Genomic DNA, 26502 nt, shown 5'->3' with positions numbered 1-26502 from the left:
CCCGTCGTGCGGGTCCTCAGCCCAGCGCGATCCGCCGGACCGGTGCGGCCGCCGCGAGGACGCAGCTCGGGTCGACCCGCTCGACCAGTGCGCGGAGCCGCTCGATCGACGGCCGGCCGTAGGTCGCGAGGATCGCGTCCGGGTCTACGGTCGGCTCGAAGTTGGGCACGCGTCCGCCCGTCGACCAGGGCCGCAGCCGCTCGACGACCGCCGCCGCGTCCCGCTCGGTCGCCGCGGCCGCGGGTCCCGCCGAGATCCCGATCGCGTTCGCGGCAAAGGCCACCTCACGCCCGGGGAAGAGATCCTCCGCCTCGGGGGCGTGGGCAACCCGCCCGCCGAGCTGCCGGAGCTCGGCGAGCAGCAGCGTGCACTCCGTCTGCGGCCCAGCGGCACCGAGCAGGGCGTCGACGGCGGCGCGCGGCAGCCCGCGCAGCATGGCGGAGCGCTCCGCGGCCGGGGTCGGCTGCACGGGGTCCCCGTGGATGGCGCCGACTGCGGACGTCGGCATGGGCTGCACACCCCCGAGGACGGGCGCGGCCACCCGCAGCATCGGGGCGAGCGCCTCCCGACCGGCGCGCTCGTCGCCGGTCCAGGCGAACCGCACGGCGACGGTGAGCCGTCCCGCGATCGGCGCCGGGATGAACGGCAGGTCCGGCAGGCGCTGCAGCGCGACAGAGGTCGTCGCCGCGTCGGGGAGTCCGGGGCACCACTCGGCCCAGGCGTGCAGCACGACGGCCGCGTCCGCGCCGTCGAAGAAGACGCTCCCCGCGAGGATCACGTCGTCCGGCAGCAGGGCGAGCTCGACGGCGGTCACGACGCCGAGGGCGCCCTTGCCGCCGCGGAGGCCCCAGAAGAGATCGGGGTGCGTCTCGGCGGTGACATGCAGGAGGTCCCCGAGCCCGGTGACCAGGTCGAAGGCGGTGACCCGGTCGGAGCAGACGCCGTGGCTGCGCGCGAGCGGGCCGAGGCCGCCGCCGGTGAGGAGGCCGACGACGCCGACGGTCGGCGCGGACCCGAGCAGGGGTGCGAAGCCGTGGGCCGCGGCTGCTGCGGAGAGCGCCTGCGCGGTGACGCCGGCGCCGATCCGGGCGGTGCCGGTGGGCGAGATCGCGATCTCGGCGAGCCGGCCGGTGTGCACGAGGACGACGCCGTCGAGCGCGTCGACGGCGCCGTGCCCGGTAGCTCGGACGGCGACCGGCGTGCCGGTCCGGCTCGCCCAGCGGAGGACGTGCTGGACGTCCTCCGCGTCGGCGACCGCGGCGACGGCGATGGGCCGCGACGGGACCGCGAGGTTCCAGGGGGTGGCGAGCTCGGCGTAGGCGTCGGTGCCGGGGAGGAGGAGGTCGCCGGTCAGCTGCGCGGCGAGCTCGTCGAGAGCCGGGGAGGTGGTCGTGTCGGTCATGGGGGTCCTGTCAGGTCGATCTGCGGAGAGGGCGTCCCACCCGGCAGCCAACGGTGCCGGGCGGGACGACGGGAGCGGGTCGGAGGAGGCGGCTCAGGCGAACAGCGGGTCGTCGATCACGACCCGCCAGGTGCCGTCGGGCTGGCGGCGGGAGACCTCGGCGGTCGTGCCCCCCTGAGTGATCGTCGAGCCGTCGGGCAGGACGATCTCCGCGGTCCAGTCCGCAGAGCTGAGGGCGATGTCCCCGGAGACGAAGAGCTTCCGGGTGGTGCCGTCGATGCGGCGGATGGCGGTGGTGAGGCCGTCGAGCATCGCCCGCATGGCGGGCTCGCCCACGGCTTCGGAGCCGTCGAGCTGCACGGCGATGCCGGCGGTGTCGTAGAGGGCCATGAGGCCCTCGACGTCCTTCTCGTTCGTCGCGCGCAGGAAGCGATCGTGGATCTGATCGGGGCCGGTGAGGCGGTTCGTCGTCATGCCTCGATGGTCCGGTCCAGCGGTGGTCTCGGACCATCCCAGGAATGTGGGGACTTCCGAGCCGGCCCGGTCAGCCGACGAACTGCGCGATCAGCTCTCGGCGACTGCTGATGCCGAGCTTCGCGAAGACGGCCTTGAGGTGGTCCTGCACGGTGTGGGCGGACAGGTGCAGCTCGAGCGCGATCTCCTTCGTCGATGCCCCGAGCAGGACCTGCTGCACGATGTCCTTCTCCCGCGTCGTCAGCCCGCGCGCTGCCAGACGGAGGCGCCCGATCGCAGCCGGGTGCGGCGTCTCGACGGTCAGCACGACCGAACGCACCCCCGACAGCGTGGTCACCGCGACCGCGCGAGCCGTCACCCACTCGCCGTCGAGGGTGCGGATCCGCGAGGACGCCGTGCCGGCCGCCGTCCGAGCCGCGGCGGCGACGGCGAGCATCGACGCCGGCAGATCGCCGGCGTCCCAGCCGCCGAGGACGTCGATCAGCGCATCGGTCGGTCCGCTTCGGCTCTCGATCCGGTCCGACTCGTCGAGGACGAGGACGGCCGGTGGGCGCTGCGGGTCCGGCACGCGCTCGGGCGCGACCAGCGTCCGCATGAGCGCGCGTGCGACGAGCTCGTGGATCTCGGCGGCGCGGGCTCCGTCCTCCCGGGTGAAGGACGCCTCGCCCTCGCCCCGGTACAGCGCGAGGGCGCCCCACATCGTCCCGCCCGTCAGACAGGCCAGCCGGAGCTCGTCGGTGAAGCCGAAGCGCGGGGCCATGAACTCCCGGAAACGGAGACATGACGACGGGGATCCTGCGGTGTCTACCGACAGCACGCCGACCGGGACCGGCCGCCGCGCCAGATCGTCGAACCGGTTCACGTCCGGAGCGCCGTACTCGGCCGCCGTGAACTCGTGGTCGCCGATCTCGAGCGGCTTCGACTTGAGTGCGCGGGTGATGAGCCCGCTGCTCGGATCCATCGTCGCGAGGCAGGTCAGCACGTTGGGGATCTCGGCGCCGACGACCTCGAAGACGGCCGAGGCGACGGCGTCGAGCGAGTCGACGCTCTCGAGCCGTGCTTCGATGAGGTGCCTGAGTCGCGACCTCGTGCTGACCACCGTCGCATGGTCCTCCTCCGCTCGGATCCCCCGCAAGGGTCACCGGAGGCGCTTCTCGGCGCTCCCGACCCGCCGCGGCTACTCCTGCTCGCGAGGCCCGTCCGGTCGGGTGAGGAAGTACGCGCCGAGGGATCCGGCCAGGGTCGCGAAGACGACGACGGAGTAGACGGCCAGCACGATCCGGAGCAGTCGGACGAGCAGGCCGTCGCCCTCGAGCCCGCTGCCGGTGATGGTCGCCATCGCGGCCTGGTAGAGCGCGTCGCCGTAGTCGATCCCGGTGCTGACGTAGAGCAGCTGGCTGGCGGCGAGGATCACGACCGCCGTGATGGCGGCGAGCCACGAGATCCGGCCGGAGAGGAGGCGCCCTGCTGACCGGGACCCGCGCACGCCCGCGGAGACCACACCACCGAGCCGGGCCACCCGCGCCACCCGGGCGAGGCGGAACACCGAGAGTGCCCGGAAAAAGCGGAGGAAGGGCAGGGCGAGGAACAGCACCTGCCACCAGTTGCGCCGCCAGAAGTGCCCGCTCCATCCGGCGACGTGCGCGCGGAGGACGAACTCCGCGACGAAGACCGCCCAGCACACCCAGCCGAGGACGCCGAACACGGTGACGAGCGCCGGATCCTTCGCGAGGACCTGCCCGAGCACGATGAAGACGAAGAGCACGCCGAGCACGCCCATCGGGCGGTCGAGCCGAGCGGCGAGGCGCTCGGCCCTGCTCGTGGCCCGCGTCCGTCGCTCGTGCTCGGGGGCGTCGGGTCCGGGATCCGGCTCGGCGACCCGGTCGGCGGAGTCCATGGCGCCACCGTACGGACCGGCCGACCGGCCGGCGCTCGTGCTGACGATCGTCGCACCGGATGCTCGGCGACCGCTGCCGCGGCGCCCTCCCCGGCAGCGGCTCAGGCGATGCCGGTCGTGCCGAGCAGCGAGCCGATCGCGAAGGTGGCGGCGAGGGCGATGGCGCCGCCGATCACGACCCGCAGCGTCGAGCGGCCCTTCTCGCTGCCGCCGATCGCCGCGCTGATCGCGCCCGTCGCGGCGAGGGCGATCAGCACGGCCGCGAAGGTGATCGGGACCCGGAGCGCCGGCGGCGGCAGCAGGATCGCGATCATCGGCAGCACCGCCCCGATGAAGAAGGCGAGCGCCGAGGCGCCCGCGGCCTGCCACGGGCTGGCGACGTCGTCCTCGTCGATGCCCAGCTCGGCCTCGAGGTGCGCGCTCAGCGCGTCGTGCGCCGTCAGCTCCTCCGCCACCCGCATCGCCGTGTCCGACGACAGCCCCTTGGCGCGGTAGAGCGCGGCCAGCTCGTCGAGCTCCTGCTCGGGCATGTCCCGCAGCTCGGCGCGCTCCTTGGCGATCAGCGCCGTCTGGCTGTCCCGCTGGCTGCTCACCGACACGTACTCGCCGAGCGCCATGGAGATCGCGCCGCCGACGAGCCCGGCGGCGCCCGCGGTCAGGATGGGGCCCGTCGCCGTGGTGGCACCGGCGACGCCGACCACGATCGCGGCGACGGACACGATCCCGTCGTTCGCGCCCAGCACGCCCGCCCGCAGCCAGTTGAGCCGACCGGCGAGGCCCCCGGCGTGGGGCTCGTCCTCATGGGTCGCATCCGTCATGGCGGGAGTCGACCACAGGAGGCCTCGGATCCTGCTGGAGTCGTGCGGCCCCGATTCTTCGCGCGATCTTGGCGCGACGTCCTCAGGATCGGAGCGACTGTGCGGAGAAGGGGTGCGATGACGGCGACGTCGGCGGAGACCGGACGGCACGACCGCGTCCTCGACGTCGTGTTCCTCGTGGGGGTCGTCCTCAAGGGGCTCGACGGCCTCTTCGAGCTGGTCGCGGGCGTCCCGCTGCTCTTCATCGGGCCGCAGCGGCTCGATGCGCTCGCGCAGTCGTTCACGGCGGAGGAGCTGCAGGAGGACCCGCACGACCTGGTCGCGCACCTCGTCCTGCACGGCGCCGCGGCCGCGACCTCGGGCGGGCTCCTGTTCGCCGCCGTCTACCTGCTCGTCCACGGCGTCGTGAAGCTCGCCGTCGTGGCCGCGCTGATCGCAGGCGCGCACAGGGTGCAGCCCTGGGCGATCGGGGTGCTCATCGCCTTCGTCGTGTTCCAGCTCGTCGAGATGACGATGCACTTCTCGATCGGGCTCGTGCTGATCACGCTGCTCGACCTGGTGGTCATCGTGCTCGCGTGGCGGGAGTACCGGAAGCGCCGCACCTTCCGCGAGGCCTGGGACTCCGTCCGGGGCCGGTCGCCTCAGCGGGCCTGAGCGTCCTGCTCCTCGCCGGACGGCGCCTCCGCGGCCCGGCGCCTGCGGGCCCGCTTGATCAGCTGGTCGATGACGATCGGCAGCACGGACACGACGACGACCGCGGCGAGCAGGACGTCGATGTTGTTCGCGATGAAGGGCAGCCCGCCGAGGAACGACCCGACGACCGTGACACCGACGGCCCACAGGAAGGCGCCGAGCGCGTTCCAGGGCAGGAAGCGCCGGTACGGGTAGCGGGCGCTGCCGGCAGCGAGGGGCACGTAGGTGCGGATGATCGGCACGAACCGCCCGAGCACGAGCGCGCGGCCGCCGTACTTCTCGAAGAAGGCCTCGGTCTCCCGCAGGCGCGACGTCTTCAGGACGCGGGCGTCGTCCTTGAACAGCCGGGCGCCGAACCTGTCGCCGAGCAGGTAGCCCACCTGGTCGCCCGCGACGGCCGCGACGAACCCCACCAGCGCGATGACGGCGACGCTGAGCCCGAGCTGCTGGTGCGCGAGCCCCGCGGTGACGAGCAGCGAGTCGCCGGGGAGGAACGGGAACAGCAGCCCCGACTCGATGAAGACGAAGAGGGCGATCACCGCGAGCGCCCAGGGGCCGACCCCCTCCAGCAGCGCTTGCACGTCCATGCCGCGATCATCCGGCACGGCGACGGAGGAAGCGCCAAGAGGTCGCGCCGCGAGCGGGTGACGCCCGGGGACGCGAACAGGTGTGACCCGCAGTGGGGCGGTGCGAGCCGGTGCGGAATCCCTGGTCGGCGCGTACTGTCGTACACATCGAGTCGGTCACCGGTTGGGGGACCGAGATCACCGACTCGCCTCGTTGAGAAGCGCCGCGGCGACCGGTTGGGGGATCGGTCGCCAGCGGCGCTTCTTCATGTCCGGGCCCGCTCGCGTCCGGCATCGGGGGCTGCCGGGCGCCTGCCGGTTCGGGTCCGCCCGCGTGCGGCTCGGGGGTGCCGCGCGTCGGGAGGACCGGCGTGCGGTCCGTGTGGTCGGTCCGGGGTGAGGACCTCGGCGGTGGGTGCCGCCGTGCTCATGACAGTAGCGCGCCCCACGAGGACAGAACGATCGTTCTGTCCTCGTGGGGCGCCCCCAGTGCGAGGGGCGGCGACCCGCGCCGACGCGGCAACACGCGCGTAATCGGCCAGGGCGCACCATGGGTCGGTGCTCGAGATCGCCGACCGGCTGCTGCCCCTGCTGCGCGCCCCGGCTCCCGTCGCGCTGGCGACCGCGGTCGACGCGACCGGCAGCTCGCCGTACCCCGTCGGCAGCACGCTGGCGCTCGCGGACGGCGCGGCCCCGGTCGGCTCGGTCTCGGGCGGCTGCGTCGAGTCGGCCGTCCTCGCGGGCTGCCGGGCCGCGCTCGGCGGTGCCGCACCGGCGGTGCGGCGCTACGGCTTCGGGGACCCGGTCGCGGCCTGCGGCGGCGAGGTCGACGTCCTCACCCACCTGCTGACGCGCGCCGACGCCGCACTGCTCGCCGGCCGGCTGGAGCGACGCCTGCGCGGCGAGGCCGTCGCGGTCGCCGTGCGGACGGCGGGCGTCGCCCTCGGCCGGCTCGTCGAGGGCGTGGAACCGGGTCCGGGGGTCTTCGTCGACCGCGCCGCTGCGGCGCCCCGCATGCTGCTGCTCGGGGGGACCGAGACCGCCGTCGCCGTGGCGGCCGCCGCGTCGGCCGCCGGCTACGCGGTCACCGTCTCGGACGTGCGGTCGGCGTTCGCGGACCCGGGCCGGTTCCCGACGAGGACCGAGGCGGTGGTCGCGAGGCCGCACGACGCGGTGCGCGCCTTCGCCCCGGGGCCCGCGGACGCCGTATGCCTGCTCGGCCACGACGAGGACCTCGACGCGCTCGCTCTCGCGGCGGCGCTGGAGTCGGACGCCGGGTACGTCGGGGCGCAGGGCTCCCGCGCGACCACGGCGCCGCGCCGCGACCGCCTGGTCGCGCTCGGTCTCCCGGCTCCGCTGCTGGACCGGCTGCATGCGCCGATCGGGCTCGCGCTCGGCGCGACGACGCCGGCGCAGGTCGCCGTGGCGGTCGTCGCGGAGGTGCTCGCGACCCGCTCGGGAGCGCCCGCGACCCCGTTGAGCCGGCTGGACGGCCCGCTCCGCGTCGTGGCGTCCGCCTGAGGTCAGCGCTGCCGCTGCGCCGCCAGCAGCGGGGCCAGCGCCTCGGCCACCGCGGTGCCGCACCGCTCGTACCAGGCCGCGCTCGCGATCGGCGCGTCGGCCTCGGGGGCCGGCAGCGCGACGCGGCCCGTCGCGGGGCGGTCGGTCGCTGCCCGGCTGAGCACGCGGTTGACGCGGCGCACCCGGCGGTCCGCGAGCGCGACGGCGAGGGTGCGGCGCCGAGCGACCGAGGAGACCGGCGGCACGGTCGTCAGCAGCACGACGGCGCCGCGCGCGCCGTCGCGCTGCATCGCGTCGAGCTGCCGGTGCAGCTCGCGGCTCCACGCGCGGAGCCCGGCGCCGTCCATCGCGTCGAAGAGGCCGATCACGAGCACCATCGCGTCGAACCGCTGCAGCCGTGCTCCCTGCAGCAGCGCCGGCAGGTCGTGCAGCCGCAGGCGCTGCGCCCCGCGCGCCTCCACGACCGCCCCGTGGCCCGTGCGGTCCGCGAGGGCTCGCGCGATGGTGCCCGGCAGGGCGTCGTCGTGCCGCCGCGCTCCCGCCCCGGTCACCGGGCCGCTGCCGACCACCAGCACCCGGTCGGGATCGGGCCCGCTCGCCTCCGACAGGGGCTCGCCCTCGGGCACGGAGCGGTCCGCCGGATTCAGTGCCCTGAGGGCGGCGCGGGACACGGGGGCTCGCAGCAGCGGGATCATCGACGTCCTCCAGGTCGGTGCCCGCTCCGTCGCGCGCGTCGTGCACTCCGCATCGTGGCGCACGGACGTCCGAACCATTCGCAGCGACCCGGGGAAGCAGGGGGACAGGCCGCTGCCGATACCGTGAGCGCCATGCGGCCCACGGTGAAGGACGTGGCGGAGCGCGCCGGGGTCTCGCCGAAGACCGTGTCGAACGTGCTGAACGGCGTCATCCGGGTGGCGCCGCCGACGAAGGAGCGGGTCGAGCGCGCGATCGAGGACCTCGGGTACGTGCCGAACCTCTCCGCGCGCGGGCTGCGGTCCGGCAGGACCGGCATCGTCGCGCTGGTCGTGCCCGAGCTGCGGACGCCCTTCTCGGCCGAGCTGACGCACGAGTTCGTGGAGCTCGCGCACGCCCGCGGGCTGGTGGTGCAGATCGAGCAGTCGTGGGGCGATCCCTCGAGGACGAGCGAGCTGGTCACCGCAGCCCGCCGCCACCTGGTCGACGGCGTCGTGATCAACCCCGTCACGCTCCAGGAGCACGTCCTGCTCATCGACCAGGACGGCCCCGGCGTGCCGCTGGTCGCGATCGGCGAGGTGCCGCAGCACGACGTCGACCAGGTGTGGGTCGACAGCGTCCACGCCGCTCGGGAGATCACCCGGCTGCTCGTGGGCACCGGCCACCGCCGCATCGCGATGATCGGCGCCCCCGGGGGCGGCCTCGAGACCTTCACCGGTCGGATGCGGCGCGACGGCTACCGGGAGGCGCTGCTCGAGGCGGGGCTGCCGCTCGACCCCGCGCTCGAGCGGCACTGCCCCGACTGGTCGCCCCGCGGGGGAGCCGAGGCGGTCCGCCGCCTGCTCGACGAGGGCGTCGCGGTGGACGCCCTGTTCTGCTGCACGGACTCGATCGCGATCGGGGTGCTGTCCGCGCTGTGGTCGGCGGGGGTGCGGGTGCCGGAGGACGTCTCCGTGGCGGGGTTCGACGACGTCGCCGACGCGCAGTTCGCCTCGCCGCCGCTCACCTCGGTGCACTTCGACCGGCGCGACTACGCGGCCGCGGCGCTCGAGCGGCTGGTGGCGCGCATCGACGGCGACGACGGCCCGGCCCGTCAGGTCGTCGTGCCGTCGACGGTGGTGCGGCGCGCGAGCGTGCGCGAACGCCCGGCCCGCTGACGGCCGGCACCCAGCCGCATCGGATCGGATGAGGCGATGCGAGCACTGACGTGGCAGGGCAACGAGGACGTGCGGGTCGTGGACGTGCCCGATCCCCGGATCGAGCAGCCGACCGATGTCGTCATCCGGGTGACCTCCACCGCGATCTGCGGGTCCGACCTGCACCTCTACGGCTTCCTCGGGCCGTTCCTGCACCAGGACGACGTGCTGGGGCACGAGACGATGGGCGTCGTCGAGGAGGTCGGCGCCGAGGTCCGGAACCTGCGGCCGGGCGACCGCGTCGTGATCCCCTTCGTCATCGCCTGCGGCGACTGCTACATGTGCGACCGCGGGCTGCACACCCAGTGCGAGACCACCCAGCAGCGGGAGCACGGCACCGGAGCCGCGCTCTACGGCTACACGGAGCTGTACGGCCGCGTGCCCGGCGGCCAGGCCGAGCGGATGCGCGTGCCGCTCGCGGACTTCAACGCGACCCGCATCGGCACCGACCTGCCCGACCTGCGCTACCTCTTCCTCAGCGACATCCTGCCGACCGCGTGGCAGGGCGTGGCGTACACCCGCCTCGCCGACGACGGCGTGCTCGGGGTGATGGGGCTCGGTCCGGTCGGGCAGTTCGCGGCGCGGATCGGCAAGCACCTCGGGCACCGCGTCGTCGCCGTCGAGCCGGTGCCCGAGCGGCGGGCGCTCGCCGAGCGGTACGGCGTGGAGGTCCTCGACGCCACCGACGACGTCGCCGAGCGGCTGATCGACATGACGGACGGACGCGGCCCCGACGCGATCGTGGACGCGGTCGGCATGGAGGCGCACGGCCAGGCGGCCGTCGGTCTGGCGCAGAAGGCCGCGGGCCTCCTGCCCGACCCGCTCGCCAAGCGGGCGATGACCACGGCGGGCGTCGACCGCCTGACCGGCATGCACACCGCCTTCGACGCGGTGCGGCGCGGCGGCACCGTGTCGCTGTCGGGGGTGTACGTGGGGGTCGCCGACCCGACGCCGTTCATGACGCTGTTCGACAAGCAGGTCACGCTCCGCATGGGCCAGTGCAACGTGCAGCGCTGGCGCGACGAGATCCTGCCGCTCGTGGAGGACCCGGCCGACCCGCTCGGCACGATGGACCTCGTCACCCACGAGGCCCCGCTCGAGGACGCGCCGGACCTGTACCGCACCTTCCGGAACAAGGAGGACGGCTGCATCAAGGTGGTCCTCCACCCCTGACGGGACGCCCCGGGCGCCGACACCGACGCGCCCGGGCGCCGGCCCCGGCCGGGATCAGGCCCCTTCGTCCTCCGCAGCGAACCCGAGCGACTCGAGGGTGGACGAGTCGGCCGGCTCGTCCACCGCGTCGGCGAAGATCCGGAGGCCCTGGAGCACCGTCGCCCGGTCCTCCTCCGGCACGCGGTCGAGCGCCCGGCGCATCTCGCGGCCCCGCTCCACCAGCAGCCCGTCCACGAACCGCTCGCCCTTGCGCGTGAGCGCCACCGTGACCGACCGGCGGTCGTCGGTCGCCCGCCTGCGGTGCAGCCATCCGTCGCGATCCAGTCGCGCGACGAACCGGGTCGCGCCCGACGGCGACAGGCCGAGGGTCGTGCCGACCTGCCCCACCTGCATCTCGCCCGTCGAGCGCAGCAGCACGAGCACCCGCAGCTGCGGCGGGGTCAGCTCCTCGAAGGCGCGGGCCAGCGAGCCCGCGACCGCCCCCATGGTCGCGCGCACCCCGCGCAGCAGGATCGCGGCCTCTTCGTCTCCAGCAGACATGCAGTCCCCGTCCAGGCACCTTTGTTGCAGGTGCTCAATCATTGATCTCGGTCATTCGATTGGAACGGCCGTCCCGCCCTCGAGCCCCTAGGAGCACCGTGAACCACCCAGTCCTCGCCGCGGTCGTCCCGCCCTGGCAGGCCACGCTCAACCTCTCCGAGCGCACCCTCATCTACTACTTCCTGGTCATCGCCGGGCTCGCCCTCCTCGCCATGCTGCTGCGGACCGCGATCGGCATCAAGGAGGTCAGCGCCAAGTACCGTCCGTCCATCTTCGCGGGCATCGGGGTGGTGGCGATCGCCTTCGTCTCCTACGTCGTGCTCGCGATCAAGTTCGACGTCGGCTACACGCAGCAGGGCGACCTGTTCGTCCCGAACGGGAACGCGATCTGGTCCTGGGCCCCGCGGTACATGGACTGGTCCATCACCGTCCCGCTTCTGATCGTCGAGCTGATCGGCGTCAGCGCCCTGACTGGCCTCGCCGCCCGTCGCATGCGCGTCATCGGCGTCGCCTCCGCGATCCTCATGATCTTCACCGGGTACCTCGGCGGCGTCGTGATCGACGACGGCTCCAGCATGACCGCGCTGCTCTGGTGGGGCATCATCAGCTCCGTCTTCTTCGCCGTCCTCTACGGCGTCGTCATCCGCACGGTCATGAAGTCGATGCCGTCGCTGCCCGGCGCGGCGCGGCCGACGTTCCGCAACGCGGGCATCCTGCTGCTGGTCATCTGGTTCGCGTACCCGATCGTGTTCGGCTTCCAGGGCTGGACCTCCGGCGGGGCTTCCGCGACGGCGCTGCAGGTCACCCTCTCGGCGGCCGACATCATCGCGAAGGTCGGCTTCGGCCTGATGATCCACAAGGTGGCGAAGCTGCGGACGGCCGCGGACGTCGCCGCCGGCATCGACATCCACCCGGAGACCATCTGGGCGGACCAGAACAAGCAGGCGGACGCGGTGGCCCCGGCCTCCATCCACCTCGAGCACGCGGACCACGAGCAGCTGGCGGGTCAGCGGCTGCAGTGATCCACGACGGCAGGGGCCGTGCGCGCGAGTCGCGCACGGCCCCTCCGTCGTTCCCGGCGTGTCCCCGAGAGGCACTGGCAGTCGTCGTTCCAACGATGTAACGTGCCCCGCGTCACGACGACGTCGACCATTGGAGCCGCCGGTGCCCGAAGTCCGCATCACCGCCTCGACCGCAGCACCCGTGGGTGCGATCGACCGCCGGGTCTTCGGCTCGTTCGTCGAGCACCTGGGGCGCTGCGTCTACGACGGCATCCACGAGCCGGGGCATCCGACCGCGGACGAGCAGGGCTTCCGGCAGGACGTGATCGACCTCGTGCGCGAGCTCGGGGTGACGACGGTGCGGTACCCGGGCGGCAACTTCGTCAGCGGCTACCGCTGGGAGGACGGCGTCGGCCCGAAGGACGAGCGCCCGGTGCGCCGCGACCTCGCGTGGCACTCCACCGAGACCAACCAGGTCGGGCTGCACGAGTTCGCGCACTGGAACGCGAAGGCCGGCAGCGAGCCGATGCTCGCGATCAACCTCGGCACGCGGGGCGAGCTCGAGGCGCTGGACCTGCTCGAGTACACGAACCTGCCGACCGGCAGCACGCTGTCGGACCGCCGCGCCGCCAACGGGTCGCCCGAGGGCTTCGGCGTGCGGATGTGGTGCCTCGGCAACGAGATGGACGGGCCCTGGCAGCTCGGCCACCGCAGCGCCGAGGACTACGGCAAGCTCGCGAGCCGCACGGCCAAGGCGCTGCGGCAGATGCAGCCGGACCTCGAGCTCGTCGCCTGCGGCAGCTCCGGACGAGGCATGCCGACCTTCGGCTCGTGGGAGCGGACGGTGCTCCTGCACACCTACGACGACGTCGACTTCATCTCCGCCCACGCCTACTACCAGCCGACCGGCGGCGACCTCGACAGCTTCCTCGCCTCCGCGATCGACATGGACCGCTTCATCGAGTCCGTCGCCGCGACCGCCGACGCGGTGAAGGCCGAGCTGAAGAGCGACAAGACGATCTTCGTCTCGTTCGACGAGTGGAACGTCTGGTACCAGGACCGGTACCACGACCAGGACATCGTCACGGGGCAGGACAACTGGCCGATCGCGCCCCGGCTGCTCGAGGACGTCTACACGGTGATGGACGCCGTGGTCTTCGGCAGCCTGATGATCTCCCTGCTGAAGCACGCGGACCGCGTGAAGGCCGCGAGCCTCGCGCAGCTGGTGAACGTGATCGCGCCGATCATGACCGAGCCGGGCGGTCCCGCCTGGCGTCAGACGACCTTCTACCCCTTCGCGATCACCGCCCGCCTGGCCCGCGGCGAGGCGCTGCGGGTCGAGATCGACGCCCCGACCGTGCCGACCGAGAAGCACGGCGACGCCCCGGTGGTCGACGCGGTGGTGACGCGGGACGGGGGCGAGGCCGCCGCGTTCCTCGTCAACCGCCATCGCAGCGAGCCCATGACGGTGCGGATCCGCGTCGACGGCCTCGGATCCGCGCGGATCACCGAGACGCACCAGATCGCCGACGACGACCCCGACGCCGCGAACACGCTCGAGGACCAGGAGCGGGTGACGGCGCGGCCGAACGAGTCCGCGGCGATCGAGGACGGCGTGCTGACGGTGACGCTGCCGCCGGTCTCCTGGACGGCGATCGGACTCGCCGGGGACTGATCCGGCACCAGCAGGCGGGACGCACGACGAGGAGGTCGAGCAGATGGCGAAGCAGTTGTTCAGCAGCCCGATGACGAGACGAGGGGTGCTCGGAGCAGGGCTCGCGGCCGCGGCCGCGCCGCTGCTCGCCGCGTGCTCCAGCCCGGTGACCGCAGGGCTCACCGGCGCCGCGCTGGATCCCAGGACCCTCGTCTACTGGAACCTCTTCGGCGGCGGCGACGGCAGCCGCATGCAGACGATGGAGGGGGTGTACGAGCAGGACCACGGCGGTCCGTCCTCCTTGCAGGCCACGGTCTTCGCCTGGGGCAACCCCTACTACTCCAAGCTGACGCTGGCCACCGTCGGGAACAAGCCGCCGGACGTCGCGATCGCGCACCTGACCCGCGCGAAGCTGCTCGCGCAGGGCGGGATCCTCGATCCGATCACGGCGGAGGACCTCTCATCCGTCGGCCTCTCCGCCTCGGACTTCAACCCGAAGTCGTGGACGGCGCAGCGGACCGGCGGGAAGGACATCGCGATCCCGCTCGACACGCACCCGTACGTCATGTTCTTCAACCAGGACGTGGTCGACGAGGCCGGGCTGCTCGAGAACGGCAGGCTGAAGACCATCACGGGCCTGAAGGACTTCGAGGCCGCGCTCGCCGAGATCAGCAAGGTCACCGGCGGTCTCGCGATCACGTCCGCGAACGTCAACGAGACCGCGACCCCGTGGCGGCTGTTCCAGACGCTCTACAACCAGTTCAGCGGCGTGCCCCCGTACCTCGGGGACGACGGGAAGACGATCACCGTCGACCAGGACGCGGCGAAGGAGGTGCTCGCCACCATCCAGGGCTGGAGCAGGAAGGGCTGGCTCAACAAGGCGCTCGACTACGCGGGCAGCCAGACGCCGATGTTCACCGGCAAGGCCGGGTTCTACCTGCAGGGCGAGTGGGAGATCACGACCGCGCAGTCCATCGACGGGCTGAAGTTCGGGATGGTCCCCGTGCCGCAGCTGTTCGAGAAGCCCGCGAGCCAGGCCGACTCGCACACCTTCGTGCTGCCGAAGAAGGACCGGAGCCCGGAGCAGCGCAAGCAGGCGATGGGCTTCATCAAGTCGATGCTGGACCAGAGCCTCACCTGGGCGAAGGGCGGCCACATCCCCGCCTACCTGCCGGTGCGCGACAGCGCGCAGTACAAGGACCTCGAGCCGCAGGCGGACTACGCCGCCGCGGCGGAGGACGCGGTGTACGACCCGTCGGCCTGGTACTCGGGCTCGGGCTCGACCTTCGAGAACACGGTCGGCGCCCAGTTCGCGCTGGTGCAGCAGGACGCGATCTCGCCCGAGGGCGCGCTGCGGGCGGCGAGCGACCAGCTGCAGACCTACCTGCGCACCCCCTCCCCGCTCTGATCCGATCCGCTCGACCACCGAAAGGCCATCGCAATGACGCAAGCCGTATCCGTCCCGCCGGCAGGGGTCGCCGCACGGCCTCGCCGGCTCAGCCCCCTGGACCGCGGCGGCAGACGCGCGGGCTGGGGGTTCCTCGCGCCCTTCGGCGTCTTCTACCTGCTCTTCCTGCTCGGCCCCGCGGTCGTGATGCTCGTCGTGAGCTTCTTCAACACGTCGACCGTGCGTCCCGGGCTCGGCGGCTTCGCCGGGTTCGGGAACTACGCCGAGATGTTCGGCCGCGCCGACTTCTGGGGCGCGATGTGGCACACGGTGCAGTTCACGATCTACACGACCCCGCCGCTCGTGGTCCTCGGCTTCGTCCTCGCGGTGCTGACGAACCGCATCCGCCGCGGCCAGTGGTTCTTCCGGCTCGCGTTCTTCCTGCCGTTCGTGCTGCCGTCCGCGACCATCTCGCTCATCTGGCTCTTCATCTTCACCCCGGGGACCGGGCTCTGGGCGCTGGGGGAGCAGCTGGTCGGGCTGACCCCGGGGCCCGGCGTGCTGGCGTCGCCCGCGACCGCGATGATCGGCATCGCGCTCGCGACGGTGTGGTGGACGCTCGGGTTCAACTTCGTGCTCTACCTGGCGGGGCTGCAGGAGATCCCGCGCGAGCTCTACGAGGCGGCGGCCGTCGACGGCGCCAGCCAGTGGGAGCAGATCCGCTTCATCACGCTGCCCCTGCTGACCAGGACGACGACGCTGGTGATCCTGCTGCAGATCATCGCGAGTCTGAAGATCTTCGACCAGGTCTACCTGATGACCTCCGGCGGGCCCGGCATCTCGACGCAGGTCGCCCTGCAGCTCGTCACCAACACGGCTTTCACCGACAACCGCGTCGGGGCCGCCTCCGCGGCCTCCACGATCCTCTTCGTCCTGATCGTCGCCATCGCGGTGATCCGGCAGCTCACCGACCGCACGAAGGAGGCGTGAGATGACCACGACGCCCACCACGACCCCCCGGCGCTCCTCGGCCGTGCGCCGGGCGGTGTCGCCGGCCGCGCCCGCCCGGGCCCTGCCGGCGGAGGCCACGAGGCGCAGCGACCGCATCTTCAACGTCGTCGCGCTCGCCGTGCTGATCGTGCTCGCGGTCCTCTGGCTCATCCCGAGCGTCTTCGCCCTGAAGACGTCGCTCACCGACAACGGCACGTCCGCGCTCGGCGCCGGGCAGATCATCTCGTCGTTCTCGCCGACGCTGCACTCCTACGCGTCGCTGTTCCAGGCCGGCGACATCTGGAACTGGTACCTCGCGAGCGGCATCACGAGCGTGATCACGACGGTGCTCACCGTGCTCTTCGCCTCGATGGCGGCGTTCGCGCTCTCGCGGCTCGTCTTCCGCGGGCGGAACGTCGTGTTCCTCCTCATCGTGCTCGGGATCATGATCCCGACGCAGGTGCTGATCGTCCCGATCTTCCAGATGCTGGGCGCGGTGAACCTGCTGAACACGTACTGGGGCGTGATCCTGCCCCAGGTGCCCGCGGTCATCGCGGTGTTCATCTTCAAGCAGTTCTTCGACGGCATCCCGAAGGACCTGGAGGAGGCGGCGCGGATCGACGGCGCGAGCCGCTGGCGCGTCTACTGGTCGGTCATCATGCCGCTGTCCCGGCCGGTGATCGCGGCGGTGTCGATCCTCACCTTCGTCGGCGTCTGGAACAACCTGCTGCTGCCCCTGTTCGTCGTCGCGAACCCGAACCTCATGACCATCCCGGTCGGCCTCGCCACGGTGCAGGGCAGCTTCGGTCAGCGCTACTCGGACATCCAGGCCGGTGCGGTGCTCGGGGCCCTGCCGCTCGTGATCCTCTACGTGATCTTCCAGCGCCAGATCGTCGAAGGCGTGACCGGTTCGGGCCTGAAGGGCTGAGCCGCAGCGGCGTCACCCCTCCTCCGGGGGCTCGGGTCCGAACCCCCGGGCGGACGGAGGTCGGGGCGTGCTGCAGCAGGACGAGCGGGTCGTGGTCGCCACCGAGCACCGGGACGACGCGCTCGCCCTGCTCGGGAGGGCGATGCCCGGGCTGACGGTGCGCGCGGAGGGCGGCGACGAGCCCCTCGCCGTGCGCTGGACGGCCGTCCGCGCGGGCGGGATGCAGCTGTCGGAGCTGCGGGTGCGAGGAGCCGCGTCGGCGACGGGAGCCCCCGCATCCGGCGTCGTCACCGCAGGCGTCGTCCTCTCCGGCCGGTACGACGCGGAGTACGCGCGCCACCGGCTCGACACCACCCGGCCGTTCCTGCAGCCGGCCGAGCCCGTCGCGCTGCGGCTGCGGGACGCCCACGTCCGCCTGGTCGAGTTCGACGCCGACCGGTTCCGCGCCGCGGCGGAGCGGGCCGGCGATCGCGGCGGCCGGCGTCTCCGGCTGCTGCGGACCCGGCCCGTCAGCGACGACGCCGCCGACGCCTGGCGCTGGACGGCCGCGAGCCTGCACGACGCGCTCGTGGTCGCGGCCTCGGCCAACCCCGTGCTGCGCGACGAGCTGTTCGAGCTGGGCGTGCGGATGCTGCTCGGCACCTTCGGCGAGGTCGTGACGCAGGCCGCCGCCGCAGACGTGCGGGCGGCGCCCGCCGCCGTGCGCCGCGCGGTGGCCTTCCTCGAGGAGCACGCCGCCGGCACGGTGACCGTCCCCGAGGTCGCCGCGGCCGCGCGCGTCTCGCCGCGGAGCCTGCAGGCGCTCTTCCGGCGCCACCTCGGCGTCACCCCGCTCGCCCACCTGCACGCGATCCGGCTCGACGCGGCCCGGCGCGACCTGCTCGCAGGCGGCGCCGCGGTGGGCACCGTGCACGAGATCGCCGAGCGATGGGGCTTCGGCAACAGCGGCCGCTTCGCCCGGCTCTACGCCGAGCGGTTCGGCGAGCGTCCGAGCGACACCCTCCGGCTCGGCTGAGGCCGTTCGAGGACGTGCTCGGGCCGCTTCCCGCACGATCTCGTGCCCGAGACATCCGATCCGCCGAGTCGTCACGGATGCTCAGCGCACGGACGACGACGTCCAGCCGCAGTGGCTGCTCGCCGGTTCGGCCGACGACCCGAGGAGAACCTCCCTTGTACGAGAAGCACTTCATCACACAGGCGGTCAACCGCAGCGCTGCGAAGGAGGTCGACCGTCGCAGGCTGTTCACGATGCTCGGTGTCGCCGGTGCCGGTGCGGCAGTCGCGACCGTCGCCGGCGGCGCCACAGCGGCGCAGGCGGCCGACAGCGTCGACGACGGCGCGGTCCTCAACTTCGCGCTCAACCTCGAGTACCTCGAGGCCGAGTTCTACCTCCGCGCCGTCACGGGCAAGGGGCTGAACATGTCCGACGCCAAGGGCGGTGATGACGCCGCCGCCGGTGCCGTGTTCGGCGGCCACGAGGTGCCGTGGAAGAGCGCCATGATGAAGTCGTACGCCCGGGAGATCGCGCGCGACGAGCGCGAGCACGTCCGCTTCCTGCGCAAGGCGCTCGGCGGCTCCGCGGTGGCGCGTCCGACCATCAACTTCGACAAGGCCTTCACGGCTGCAGCGGTCGCGGCCGGCGTGATCAAGAAGGGGCAGAAGTTCGACGCGTTCGCGAACGAGACGAACTTCCTGCTCGGCGCCTTCCTGTTCGAGGACGTGGGCGTGACGGCGTACAAGGGCGCCGCGGGCCTGATCAAGAGCAAGACCTACCTCGATGCGGCCGCGGGCATCCTGGCGGTCGAGGCGTACCACGCCGGCGCGGTCCGCACCCTGCTGACGGCCGAGGCCGCGAAGAAGGGCAAGGAGTCCCTCTGGGGCACGGTGCAGAAGCTCTCGGACGCGCGCGACCGTCTCGACGGCCCGGGTGACGACGATCAGGGCATCTCGCAGAGCAGCTACGGGAGCAAGAGGCCGATCAACGATGCGAACCTCACCCCGACGGATCGCAACGGCATCGCCTACGGGCGCACGCCGGGCCAGGTGCTGAACATCGTCTACCTGAACCTCTCGAGCGCTTCGGTGAGCAAGGGCGGCTTCTACCCGCGCGGCTTCAACGGCGCGGTGAAGGCGAGCGCCAGCAAGTAGCGACGCCGCTGGTCGCGACCGCCGCGGAGGAGCCCGTCCGGATCGTCCGGACGGGCTCCTCCTATGAGGCGGCCCTGACAGCGCTGTGGGAGTGCCCCGCACCCGCAGGGGAGCCCCTGCGGCCCGTGCCCGTGCAGCATCCGATGCGCTTGCATTGAGGTCCCCTCCAGGAAGGACCTCATGAACACGCCGGCGGTCGTCTGGGTGCTCACCGTGATCTTCATCGTCGGGCTGCTGCTGTTCGACTTCTTCGCCCACGTGCGGAAGGCCCACGCCCCGTCGCTCCGCGAGGCCGCGGCCTGGTCCGGCGTGTACGTCGGCGTGGCGGTGCTCTTCGGCGTCGGGGGCCTGCTGCTCGCCGGGCCGCGGTGGGGCAGCGAGTACTTCGCGGGGTACCTCACCGAGAAGGCGCTGTCGGTCGACAACCTGTTCGTCTTCATGGTGATCATGGCGGCCTTCGCTGTGCCGCGGGAGTACCAGCAGAAGGTGCTGCTGTTCGGCATCGTGTTCGCCCTCATCGCGCGAACCGGCCTGATCCTCCTCGGCGCCACCCTGATCGAGGCCTTCGCCTGGATCTTCTACGTCTTCGGCGCCGTCCTGATCCTCACCGCGGTCAACCTGCTCCGGCCGGGCGGGCACGAGGCGAGCGGCGACAACGTGGTGGTCCGGCTGGCGCAGCGGTTCCTCAACACCACCGACGAGTACGACGGCGACCGGCTCACGACCCGGGTCGCCGGCAGGCGCATGCTCACCCCGATGGCGCTCGTGATGGTGGCCATCGGCGGCACCGACATCCTCTTCGCGTTCGACAGCGTGCCGGCGATCTACGGGCTGACCGAGGACGTGTACATCGTCTTCACCGCGACCGCGTTCTCGCTGCTCGGGCTGCGGCAGCTCTTCTTCCTGATCGACGGGCTGCTCGACCGGCTGATCTACCTCAGCTACGGCCTCGCGGCGATCCTCGCCTTCATCGGGGTCAAGCTGCTGCTGCACGCCCTGCACGAGAACGACCTGCCGTTCGTGAACGGGGGCCGGCCGGTGCCGGTGCCGGAGGTCAGCACCCCCGCATCGCTCGTCGTCATCGTCGTGGTGCTCGCGCTCACCGTGATCGCCTCGCTCGCCACCCCGGCCGGGCGGCGGAACGGGCGGCTGCTGAAGCTGCGCGAGCACGCGCGCATCGTGCTCGACCCGACCGCGGCGCCGCACAAGCGCCACGAGTCGCTGGAGCGGGTCGAGGAGGTCCACGGCGACCTCGAGGCCTCACGCGACGAGCTGTCACCGGAGGATGAGAACCTTCTCCAGCAGGCTCGCTCCACCCGCCTCTAGGGCGGCAGGAAGGATCACCGTGTACGACCTCACCCTCTACCCCGTGGCGTCGCTCTACAGCGTGCTCGCGCTCGTGACGGCGGTCGTCGGCGTCGGGATGATCGTCTGGCAGACCGGGGCGACCCAGCACGCCCTGCTCACCCGGCGCGGCATCCTGGTCGGCGGGGTGCTGCTCATCCTCATCGCGGGACTCGTGGGCACGACCCAGGTCCTCGCGATCGTCAGCGGCTCCTACGGGGGGCTGCCGGGCAACGTGCCCTGATCGGGCGATCCGCGCCGCGCGCTCAGGGGCGGGACTCGTCCGCGCCGTCCTCGGCGAGGGGCGAGAAGAGGCGATCCATCGCGGCCTGACGCTCCTCGGCGTCGCCCGGTCCGGCCGGAGACCGCGGCGTGCGGACGGGCCGCGTCCTCGTCGGCGGCTTCCGCCCCGCGGGCGCGGGTCGCTCGGTCGGAGACGGCTCGGCCGCGGTCGTCGCCGACAGCTGCGCCGTCGGCGCGTCCGCCTGCTCGCCGGCCGGGGTGCGCGCGTCGTCCGGAGCGGCCTCCGCCGGGGGCGCGGGCGTGCGCCGCGACCAGGGCGTCCGAGCGGCGGGTGCCGCCCTCGGCGCGGTGAACCGGTCGTGCAGGCCGCGCGCGGCGCCGGGCAGGTCCGTGCCGGTGCGCTCCAGCAGCACGACGAGCACCAGGGCGGCGACGGCCAGCAGGCAGACCAGCACGGCGAGCAGCACGAGCAGGAGGGTCGGCAGGAGGATCGCGGTCGCGAGCAGCACCCCGCGAGCATGCCTCCCCGCGGCGCCCCGCGCTACTTGAGCAGCCGGAAGAACTGGATGCGCAGGTCCTTCGCCATCACCCGGGCGAACAGCTGGGTGCTGCCGCCGTACTGCCGGTTCAGCGTGTGCGACGTGTAGTAGACGTCGTGCCGGCCGTTCGGCAGGACCACGACCTTCGACACGATGCCGGTGTGGTCCCAGGCCGAGTAGCCCTTCTTGTGGCCGGGCCACCGGAACTGCACGATGTCGCCGACCCGCACCTGGTCCCGCTGCCGGTAGGGCAGGCGGGTCGCGAGATCGGGCCGCGTCTTCAGCCAGCTGCTGAGCGCGGTGGAGGAGACCCAGGTGGCGCTCCAGCGGCCGGGGCCGGAGTTGTACCAGTCCGGGCCGCGCTTCCATCCGCGAGCGAGCAGCGTCTGGCTGGCGAAGTTCGCGCAGTCGCTGTTCGACAGGTAGCCGAAGGTGCTGTTCGAGGTCGAGTTCCAGTTCTGGAACGCGTAGGCCATCTGCCGGTCGACGCGGTTCGTCACCCGGTAGGTGAAGGTCAGGCTCGTCGGCCGCGTGATCCCGTCGACGGAGGTCAGCGAGATCGGCGCCACCTGCGCCTGGTAGTCGATCGCGTTCTGCAGCCGGAAGCGCGCCGACGTCGGGGACAGGATCACGAGGTTCGTCACCGGCTGCCCGGCGACCTGCACCATGGTCAGGTTCTGCAGCCGCGAGCCCGTCAGCGTGAGGGTGCGCGAGCCCGACGCGTGCCCGCCGGTGGAGCTGAGCCGCGTCGCGACCGGCGGCGGGACGATGGGCGTGGGCGTGGGCGTGGGCGTCGCGGACGGGGTCGGTGTCGCGGGCCTCGGCGGCAGCGTGATCCGGGACGGCGTCGTGGTCGGCGCCGTCGTCGCGCGGGGGGCCGTCGGAGCGGCCGAGCCGGTGACGGCGGCCGGGGTCGACGTCGCGGGTGCCGGCGCGGCGGTCGTCGGTGCGGTGCTCGCCGTCGGCGCGGTGGTCGGTGCCGTGCTCGGCGCCGGCGTCGGCGTGACGGCCTGCGCCGGGAGGCCTCCGCACAGCACGGCGCCGGCGACGATCGTCGCGGCGAGCGCGGACAGGGTCGTGGAACGGTCGCCCATGCCTCTGGTCCTTCCCTCGGGTTCTGTCAGCAGATGCGAAGGACCAGGCCCCTGTTCAGGGGAAACGCGCCGATAGACTGCCCCCGCCGTCCGCATGGTGACGGTAGGCCGAGCCCGCCCCGCGCGGTCATCCCCAGACCGGGGCGCACCGCGGCGGGGCGAAGAACCGCTGACCAGGGGGGCGTGTATGCGAGCGCCGTCACGGCTCCCGGTCGCGCAGCACGGGCGTCAGGCGACCCGTGGGCCGGTCGCGGCGGTCCTGCGCCTGCTCGCGATCGGGCTGTGCGTCGTGCTCGTCGCCGGCGTCACCGTGGGGGCGATCGCGTTCGAACGCCTCCGCGCCGGGCTCGAGCGGAACACGGTCGCGCTGCCCGGGCAGTCGGACGAGGCGGTGCCGACGATCGGCCCGTACTCGGGCGCGGTGAACCTGCTCCTCGTCGGCAGCGACACGAGGAACGGGCAGAAGGGGCACTACGGGGAGAACCCGGGCAGCACCCTGAACGACGTCAACATCCTGCTGCACATCAGCGAGGACCACCGGAAGGCGACCGTCCTCAGCCTGCCGCGCGACCTGTACGTCTCCCGCCCGGCCTGCACGAACCCGGACACGGCGGAGCAGCTGCCGGCCGCGTCGGGCGTCAAGATCAACAGCATCCTCGAGTTCGGCGGGCTCGGCTGCGTGCGCGACACCGTCGCGGACCTCACGGGCATCCAGATCCCCTTCGTCGCGATGATCACGTTCGACGGCGTGGTGGAGATGTCGAACGCCGTCGGCGGGGTGCCGGTCTGCGTGGCCGAGCGCATCGACGACGACTACACGCAGCTGCACCTCTCGAAGGGCGAGCACGTGCTCGAGGGCACCGACGCGCTGAAGTTCCTGCGCACCCGCCACGGCGTCGGCGACGGCAGCGACCTGACCCGCATCAGCTCGCAGCAGGTGTTCCTGTCCTCGCTGGTCCGCACGATGAAGAGCACCTCCACGCTGACCGACGTGACCAAGCTGTACGGCCTCGCGGTCGCGGCGGCGCAGTCCATGCGCCTGTCGACCTCGCTCGCGAGCCCCGACACGATGGTGTCGATCGCGCGGGCCGGCGCGTCCATCCCGCTCTCCCAGTTCGTGCTCGTGCAGTACCCGACGGTGCTGTCCGGCGACGGCGTCGTCCCGAACGAGTCCGCGGCGAAGACCCTGATGGACGCGGTCAGGGCCGACAAGACGCTCCGGCTGTCGAAGAAGCAGGTCGGGGCCACGGACGGCAAGGGCTCGGTGGTGCGGGGCGGATCCGAGTCCGCGAGCCCGTCGGCCTCCGCCTCGCCGTCGAGCAGCGCCTCGCCGTCGAGCAGCGCGGACGACGGCGTCGACCTGCCGGAGACGGTCGTCGGGCAGACGGTCGAGCAGCAGACCTGCACGGTCGGCAACGACCTGGGCAGGCGATGACGGCGGTCGTCCTCCGCGCCGAGCCCGAGGGCGGCGTCGCCGGCCTGGCGACCACGGTGCTCGAGGCCCTCGGCGACGTCGGCGTCGGCGTGCTCGTGCTGCTCGAGACGATCTTCCCGCCCATCCCGAGCGAGGTGATCCTGCCCTTCGCCGGGTACCTGACGCAGTCGGGGCGGCTGCACCTGGGGTGGCTCATCGTCTGGAGCACCGTGGGGTCCACCGTCGGCGCGCTGCTCTTCTACTGGCTCGGCGCCGCGGTCGGCCTGCGGCGTGCGATCGCGCTGCTGACCCGGACCCACCTCATCAGTCGGGACGACCTGGAGCGCGGCAGCGCCTGGTTCGCTCGGCACGGCGCCGCAGCCGTGCTGCTCGGCCGCCTCATGCCCGGGGTCCGCAGCCTGATCTCGATCCCCGCCGGCGCCGCCCGGATGCACCTCGGGGTGTTCGTGGTCTGCACCGCGATCGGCAGCGGCATCTGGAACGGCGCGCTGATCGGGCTGGGCGCCGCGCTCGGCACGCAGCGGGACCTCATCGACCCCTATCTCGGCGTGCTCGACTACGTCGTGTACGGCGCGCTCGCGGTCGGGCTCGTGGTGCTGATCGTCCGCCGCGTGCGGCAGGCCAGGGCGATGCGCCGCCCCTGATCCCCCGCTCGGCCCGGAGGGCGCCGCCGCGGACGACGGCGCCCTCCGGGCCGAGCGCGATCAGGCGCGCGCCTCCTGCTGGCGGCGCTGCTCCGCACCGCTCGAGATCGCCGCGCGCAGGTGGCCCTGCTCGTAGCCGAAGGCGTCGACGAGGCCCGTGGCGTGGGGACGCATGCGCGTCACGAGGGCGTCGAGCAGCCGCGTCACCGCGCGGGCGCGCTGACGGGACAGCCGACCGCGGACCAGGTACCAGCCCAGCTCGCGCTCGATCGTCTGCAGCGCGAACACGTCGCGGACGAGCGCCAGCAGCGCCCGGGTGGGCGCGTGCTCCTCGGCCTCCACCGCGCGGGTGAAGGCGCGCCACTGCTGCAGGCGTGCGGACGCCCGCGCGGCCTCGATCAGCTCGTGCTGGCGGGCGCCGAACCGCCGCGCCAGCTCCTCCGGCGAGGCCGAGCCCGGCCGCAGGTCCGGAGCGATCTCCGCCACCGCGACGTCGACGCGCTCGGCCAGCAGGCGCTCCTGCTCCGCGGGGTCGCGCAGCGAGCGGGCGGCGCCCGCCGCGGTCCCGCCGTCGGCGACGCGCTGCACGAGCGCCGTGACCCCCGCGGCGCCGGCGGCGCGGCCCGCGATCCCGGCGGCGACGATGCCGGCGGCGGCCGGTCCGGCGGCCTTCAGGCGCTTCCCGTAGTCGGTGAGCAGGCGCTTGCCGACCAGCTGCAGCAGCACGGTGTTGTCGCCCTCGAAGGTCGTGTAGACGTCGAGGTCGGCGTGCAGCTGGGGGATGCGGTTCTCGGCGAGGAACCCCGCGCCGCCGCACGCCTCGCGGCACTCCTGGATCGTCTCGAGCGCGTGCCGGGTCGCCTCGGCCTTCGCTCCTGCGGCGAAGGTCTCGAGCGCCTGGCGGCGCTCGTCGGTGTCCTCCTCGCCGGTGAAGACCCGGTGGAAGTCGGTCAGCAGCTCCTCCTGGTTGAAGGCGGCCGCGTAGACGCCGGCGAGGCGCGTCAGCAGCCGGCGCTGGTGCCGCGGGTAGTCGAGCAGCACCTGCTCCTCGCCGCCGGCGTCCGCGAACTGGCGCCGCTGGTCGGCGTAGGTCACCGCGATCGCGAGCGCGACCTTGGCGCCCGAGTTCGCGGCGCCGGCGAGCGACACCCGGCCCTGCACCAGGGTGCCGAGCATCGTGAAGAAGCGGCGCCCCTGGCTCGCGATGGGGGAGGAGTACGTGCCGTCGGGTGCGACGTCGCCGTAGCGGTTCAGCAGGTTCTCCCGGGGGACCCGCACCCCGTCGAAGTGCAGCCGGCCGTTGTCGATGCCGTTCAGGCCGCCCTTCGGGCCGTCGTCCTCGCCGCCGACGCCGGGCAGGAAGCGGCCGGCCTCGTCGCGGATGGGCACGAAGAACGCGTGCACGCCGTGCCGCTCCCCGCGCGTCTCGAGCTGCGCGAACACGACGGCCGCGCGGCCGTCGACCGCGGCGTTGCCGATGTAGTCCTTCCACGCCGCCCGGAACGGGGTCGTGATCACGAACTCCTCGCGCTCGGCGTCGTACACCGCACGGGTGGCGATCGAGGCGACGTCGGAGCCGTGGCCGGTCTCCGTCATCGCGAAGCCGCCCGGCGTCCGCAGCTCGATCGCGTCAGCGAGGAAGCGGTCGTGGTGGCGCTGCGTGCCGAGGTGCAGGATCGCGGCCGCGAACAGGCCCCACTGCACCCCCGCCTTGATCTGCAGGGACGGGTCCGCGGTGACGATCTCCTCGAAGGCGACGAGGTTGCCGCCCGCGTCGCCCGTGCCGCCGAACGCCTCTGGGAAGGGCAGCCGCACCTGGCCGCTGTCCAGCAGCACCTGCAGCTGGGCCGTGACGCGCTCGCGGTGGTCCGCGACCGTCTGGTCGACGATGCGGTGCAGCGCGGGATCGAGCATCCGGTCGCGGGCGGCCTGCCGCACTCCGGGCCACCGGCCCAGCAGCGCCGTCCGGATCCGTTCGAGATCCGGCCCGCCCGCCGTCGCCGTCCGCTCCACGGTCTCCGGGACCACCTGCTGCACGACCATCCACGCCTCCTGTCCGATCGGTCGGACGGTAGTCGCGCGCCGCGCGGATTCCGAGCGCGGTGTCGGGAAGCACGACGGC

26 protein-coding genes are annotated in these 26502 nt (G+C 73.0%); 15 read left to right on the top strand and 11 right to left on the bottom strand.

Annotated elements, in window-relative coordinates:
• Positions 1-16 precede the first annotated feature (16 nt).
• The 5 genes from ACFSBI_RS06955 to ACFSBI_RS06935 all read right to left on the bottom strand — a co-directional run bounded on the left by ACFSBI_RS06955 (position 17) and on the right by ACFSBI_RS06935 (position 4591).
• The gene (locus ACFSBI_RS06955) at positions 17-1402 is read right to left on the bottom strand and encodes an FAD-binding oxidoreductase (protein WP_377933384.1); all 1386 of its coding nucleotides are present in this window, start codon (positions 1400-1402) and stop codon (positions 17-19) included.
• A 93-nt stretch (positions 1403-1495) separates the two neighbouring features.
• Complete coding sequence (locus ACFSBI_RS06950) at positions 1496-1876, bottom strand: YybH family protein (RefSeq protein ID WP_377933382.1); 381 nt, start codon at positions 1874-1876, stop codon at positions 1496-1498.
• Between the two features lie 70 nt (positions 1877-1946).
• The gene (locus tag ACFSBI_RS06945; RefSeq protein WP_377933380.1) at positions 1947-2975 is read right to left on the bottom strand and encodes a helix-turn-helix transcriptional regulator; all 1029 of its coding nucleotides are present in this window, start codon (positions 2973-2975) and stop codon (positions 1947-1949) included.
• Between the two features lie 78 nt (positions 2976-3053).
• Positions 3054-3773, bottom strand: a complete 720-nt coding sequence (locus ACFSBI_RS06940) for an ion transporter (protein WP_377933378.1) — start codon at positions 3771-3773, stop codon at positions 3054-3056.
• 101 nt (positions 3774-3874) lie between these two features.
• Complete coding sequence (locus ACFSBI_RS06935; RefSeq protein WP_377933376.1) at positions 3875-4591, bottom strand: VIT1/CCC1 transporter family protein; 717 nt, start codon at positions 4589-4591, stop codon at positions 3875-3877.
• A 117-nt stretch (positions 4592-4708) separates the two neighbouring features.
• Here ACFSBI_RS06935 and ACFSBI_RS06930 point away from each other — a divergent pair, with 117 nt between their 5' ends.
• Positions 4709-5245, top strand: a complete 537-nt coding sequence (locus tag ACFSBI_RS06930; RefSeq protein WP_377933375.1) for a DUF2127 domain-containing protein — start codon at positions 4709-4711, stop codon at positions 5243-5245.
• Here the strand turns inward: ACFSBI_RS06930 and ACFSBI_RS06925 are convergent.
• Positions 5233-5871 carry a DedA family protein gene (locus ACFSBI_RS06925; protein WP_377933373.1) on the bottom strand — a complete coding sequence of 213 codons (639 nt, stop codon included), beginning with the start codon at positions 5869-5871 and terminating at the stop codon, positions 5233-5235. The genes ACFSBI_RS06930 and ACFSBI_RS06925 overlap by 13 nt on opposite strands.
• A gap of 537 nt (positions 5872-6408) precedes the next feature.
• On the opposite strand from ACFSBI_RS06925, the gene ACFSBI_RS06920 reads away from it, so the two are divergent.
• Positions 6409-7371, top strand: coding sequence for an XdhC family protein (locus ACFSBI_RS06920; protein ID WP_377933371.1), 963 nt, complete (start codon positions 6409-6411; stop codon positions 7369-7371).
• 2 nt (positions 7372-7373) lie between these two features.
• On the opposite strand, the gene ACFSBI_RS06915 is transcribed toward ACFSBI_RS06920, so the two are convergent.
• On the bottom strand, positions 7374-8066 hold the full coding sequence (locus ACFSBI_RS06915; RefSeq protein WP_377933369.1) for an SGNH/GDSL hydrolase family protein: 693 nt from the start codon (positions 8064-8066) through the stop codon (positions 7374-7376).
• A gap of 132 nt (positions 8067-8198) precedes the next feature.
• Between ACFSBI_RS06915 and ACFSBI_RS06910 the strand changes: the two genes are divergently transcribed.
• Both ACFSBI_RS06910 and ACFSBI_RS06905 read left to right on the top strand, forming a co-directional pair.
• Positions 8199-9221 carry a LacI family DNA-binding transcriptional regulator gene (locus tag ACFSBI_RS06910; RefSeq protein WP_377933367.1) on the top strand — a complete coding sequence of 341 codons (1023 nt, stop codon included), beginning with the start codon at positions 8199-8201 and terminating at the stop codon, positions 9219-9221.
• A gap of 36 nt (positions 9222-9257) precedes the next feature.
• Positions 9258-10433, top strand: coding sequence for an alcohol dehydrogenase catalytic domain-containing protein (locus ACFSBI_RS06905; protein WP_377933365.1), 1176 nt, complete (start codon positions 9258-9260; stop codon positions 10431-10433).
• Positions 10434-10487: 54 nt separating this feature from the next.
• On the opposite strand, the gene ACFSBI_RS06900 is transcribed toward ACFSBI_RS06905, so the two are convergent.
• On the bottom strand, positions 10488-10973 hold the full coding sequence (locus ACFSBI_RS06900; RefSeq protein ID WP_377933363.1) for a MarR family winged helix-turn-helix transcriptional regulator: 486 nt from the start codon (positions 10971-10973) through the stop codon (positions 10488-10490).
• Between the two features lie 98 nt (positions 10974-11071).
• On the opposite strand from ACFSBI_RS06900, the gene ACFSBI_RS06895 reads away from it, so the two are divergent.
• The 9 genes from ACFSBI_RS06895 (at position 11072) to ACFSBI_RS06855 (ending at position 20669) form a co-directional block, all read left to right on the top strand.
• Positions 11072-11995 carry a bacteriorhodopsin gene (locus ACFSBI_RS06895; protein ID WP_377933361.1) on the top strand — a complete coding sequence of 308 codons (924 nt, stop codon included), beginning with the start codon at positions 11072-11074 and terminating at the stop codon, positions 11993-11995.
• A 142-nt stretch (positions 11996-12137) separates the two neighbouring features.
• Entirely contained in the window at positions 12138-13649 is a 1512-nt protein-coding gene (gene arfA / locus ACFSBI_RS06890; RefSeq protein ID WP_377933359.1) for an arabinosylfuranosidase ArfA, read from the top strand.
• A gap of 43 nt (positions 13650-13692) precedes the next feature.
• The gene (locus ACFSBI_RS06885) at positions 13693-15036 is read left to right on the top strand and encodes an extracellular solute-binding protein (protein ID WP_377933357.1); all 1344 of its coding nucleotides are present in this window, start codon (positions 13693-13695) and stop codon (positions 15034-15036) included.
• A gap of 33 nt (positions 15037-15069) precedes the next feature.
• Entirely contained in the window at positions 15070-16005 is a 936-nt protein-coding gene (locus ACFSBI_RS06880) for a carbohydrate ABC transporter permease (RefSeq protein WP_377933355.1), read from the top strand.
• A gap of 1 nt (position 16006) precedes the next feature.
• Entirely contained in the window at positions 16007-16933 is a 927-nt protein-coding gene (locus ACFSBI_RS06875; protein WP_377933353.1) for a carbohydrate ABC transporter permease, read from the top strand.
• 67 nt (positions 16934-17000) lie between these two features.
• A complete protein-coding gene (locus tag ACFSBI_RS06870; RefSeq protein WP_377933351.1) occupies positions 17001-17948 on the top strand; it encodes a helix-turn-helix transcriptional regulator in 948 nt (315 codons plus the stop codon).
• A gap of 155 nt (positions 17949-18103) precedes the next feature.
• A complete protein-coding gene (locus ACFSBI_RS06865; RefSeq protein ID WP_377933349.1) occupies positions 18104-19081 on the top strand; it encodes a ferritin-like domain-containing protein in 978 nt (325 codons plus the stop codon).
• Positions 19082-19261: 180 nt separating this feature from the next.
• Positions 19262-20407 (top strand): TerC family protein, encoded by a 1146-nt coding sequence (locus ACFSBI_RS06860; RefSeq protein WP_377933347.1) that lies wholly within the window; start codon positions 19262-19264, stop codon positions 20405-20407.
• 19 nt (positions 20408-20426) lie between these two features.
• A complete protein-coding gene (locus ACFSBI_RS06855) occupies positions 20427-20669 on the top strand; it encodes a hypothetical protein (RefSeq protein WP_377933346.1) in 243 nt (80 codons plus the stop codon).
• Between the two features lie 22 nt (positions 20670-20691).
• Here the strand turns inward: ACFSBI_RS06855 and ACFSBI_RS06850 are convergent, their stop codons facing one another.
• Together ACFSBI_RS06850 and ACFSBI_RS06845 are read right to left on the bottom strand one after the other, a co-directional pair.
• On the bottom strand, positions 20692-21177 hold the full coding sequence (locus tag ACFSBI_RS06850; RefSeq protein WP_377933344.1) for a hypothetical protein: 486 nt from the start codon (positions 21175-21177) through the stop codon (positions 20692-20694).
• Between the two features lie 32 nt (positions 21178-21209).
• Positions 21210-22301: an amidase domain-containing protein gene (locus tag ACFSBI_RS06845; RefSeq protein WP_377933342.1), complete on the bottom strand. Its 1092-nt coding sequence runs from the start codon at positions 22299-22301 to the stop codon at positions 21210-21212.
• A gap of 187 nt (positions 22302-22488) precedes the next feature.
• Here ACFSBI_RS06845 and ACFSBI_RS06840 point away from each other — a divergent pair, with 187 nt between their 5' ends.
• Positions 22489-23736: an LCP family protein gene (locus tag ACFSBI_RS06840; protein ID WP_377933340.1), complete on the top strand. Its 1248-nt coding sequence runs from the start codon at positions 22489-22491 to the stop codon at positions 23734-23736.
• The gene (locus ACFSBI_RS06835; RefSeq protein ID WP_377933338.1) at positions 23733-24380 is read left to right on the top strand and encodes a DedA family protein; all 648 of its coding nucleotides are present in this window, start codon (positions 23733-23735) and stop codon (positions 24378-24380) included. The genes ACFSBI_RS06840 and ACFSBI_RS06835 overlap by 4 nt, the downstream gene beginning before the upstream one ends.
• Before the next feature lie 60 nt (positions 24381-24440).
• Here the strand turns inward: ACFSBI_RS06835 and ACFSBI_RS06830 are convergent, their stop codons facing one another.
• On the bottom strand, positions 24441-26423 hold the full coding sequence (locus ACFSBI_RS06830) for an acyl-CoA dehydrogenase family protein (RefSeq protein WP_377933336.1): 1983 nt from the start codon (positions 26421-26423) through the stop codon (positions 24441-24443).
• Between the last annotated feature and the right edge of the window lie 79 nt (positions 26424-26502).

It is taken from the genome of Amnibacterium endophyticum, from assembly GCF_042680685.1.
Classification (GTDB): domain Bacteria; phylum Actinomycetota; class Actinomycetes; order Actinomycetales; family Microbacteriaceae; genus Amnibacterium; species Amnibacterium endophyticum.
This window is presented reverse-complemented; position numbering and strand designations above follow the sequence as displayed.

Excerpts from the sequence above, each read along its gene's own strand:
- ACFSBI_RS06955 (WP_377933384.1), bottom strand. The coding sequence starts at position 1,402 with ATGACCGACACGACCACCTCCCCGGCTCTCGACGAGCTCGCCGCGCAG.
- ACFSBI_RS06950 (WP_377933382.1), bottom strand. The coding sequence starts at position 1,876 with ATGACGACGAACCGCCTCACCGGCCCCGATCAGATCCACGATCGCTTC.
- ACFSBI_RS06940 (WP_377933378.1), bottom strand. The coding sequence starts at position 3,773 with ATGGACTCCGCCGACCGGGTCGCCGAGCCGGATCCCGGACCCGACGCC.
- ACFSBI_RS06935 (WP_377933376.1), bottom strand. The coding sequence starts at position 4,591 with ATGACGGATGCGACCCATGAGGACGAGCCCCACGCCGGGGGCCTCGCC.
- ACFSBI_RS06930 (WP_377933375.1), top strand. The coding sequence starts at position 4,709 with ATGACGGCGACGTCGGCGGAGACCGGACGGCACGACCGCGTCCTCGAC.
- ACFSBI_RS06925 (WP_377933373.1), bottom strand. The coding sequence starts at position 5,871 with ATGGACGTGCAAGCGCTGCTGGAGGGGGTCGGCCCCTGGGCGCTCGCG.
- ACFSBI_RS06915 (WP_377933369.1), bottom strand. The coding sequence starts at position 8,066 with ATGATCCCGCTGCTGCGAGCCCCCGTGTCCCGCGCCGCCCTCAGGGCA.
- ACFSBI_RS06910 (WP_377933367.1), top strand. The coding sequence starts at position 8,199 with ATGCGGCCCACGGTGAAGGACGTGGCGGAGCGCGCCGGGGTCTCGCCG.
- ACFSBI_RS06905 (WP_377933365.1), top strand. The coding sequence starts at position 9,258 with ATGCGAGCACTGACGTGGCAGGGCAACGAGGACGTGCGGGTCGTGGAC.
- ACFSBI_RS06900 (WP_377933363.1), bottom strand. The coding sequence starts at position 10,973 with ATGTCTGCTGGAGACGAAGAGGCCGCGATCCTGCTGCGCGGGGTGCGC.
- ACFSBI_RS06885 (WP_377933357.1), top strand. The coding sequence starts at position 13,693 with ATGGCGAAGCAGTTGTTCAGCAGCCCGATGACGAGACGAGGGGTGCTC.
- ACFSBI_RS06880 (WP_377933355.1), top strand. The coding sequence starts at position 15,070 with ATGACGCAAGCCGTATCCGTCCCGCCGGCAGGGGTCGCCGCACGGCCT.
- ACFSBI_RS06875 (WP_377933353.1), top strand. The coding sequence starts at position 16,007 with ATGACCACGACGCCCACCACGACCCCCCGGCGCTCCTCGGCCGTGCGC.
- ACFSBI_RS06860 (WP_377933347.1), top strand. The coding sequence starts at position 19,262 with ATGAACACGCCGGCGGTCGTCTGGGTGCTCACCGTGATCTTCATCGTC.
- ACFSBI_RS06845 (WP_377933342.1), bottom strand. The coding sequence starts at position 22,301 with ATGGGCGACCGTTCCACGACCCTGTCCGCGCTCGCCGCGACGATCGTC.
- ACFSBI_RS06840 (WP_377933340.1), top strand. The coding sequence starts at position 22,489 with ATGCGAGCGCCGTCACGGCTCCCGGTCGCGCAGCACGGGCGTCAGGCG.
- ACFSBI_RS06835 (WP_377933338.1), top strand. The coding sequence starts at position 23,733 with ATGACGGCGGTCGTCCTCCGCGCCGAGCCCGAGGGCGGCGTCGCCGGC.
- ACFSBI_RS06830 (WP_377933336.1), bottom strand. The coding sequence starts at position 26,423 with ATGGTCGTGCAGCAGGTGGTCCCGGAGACCGTGGAGCGGACGGCGACG.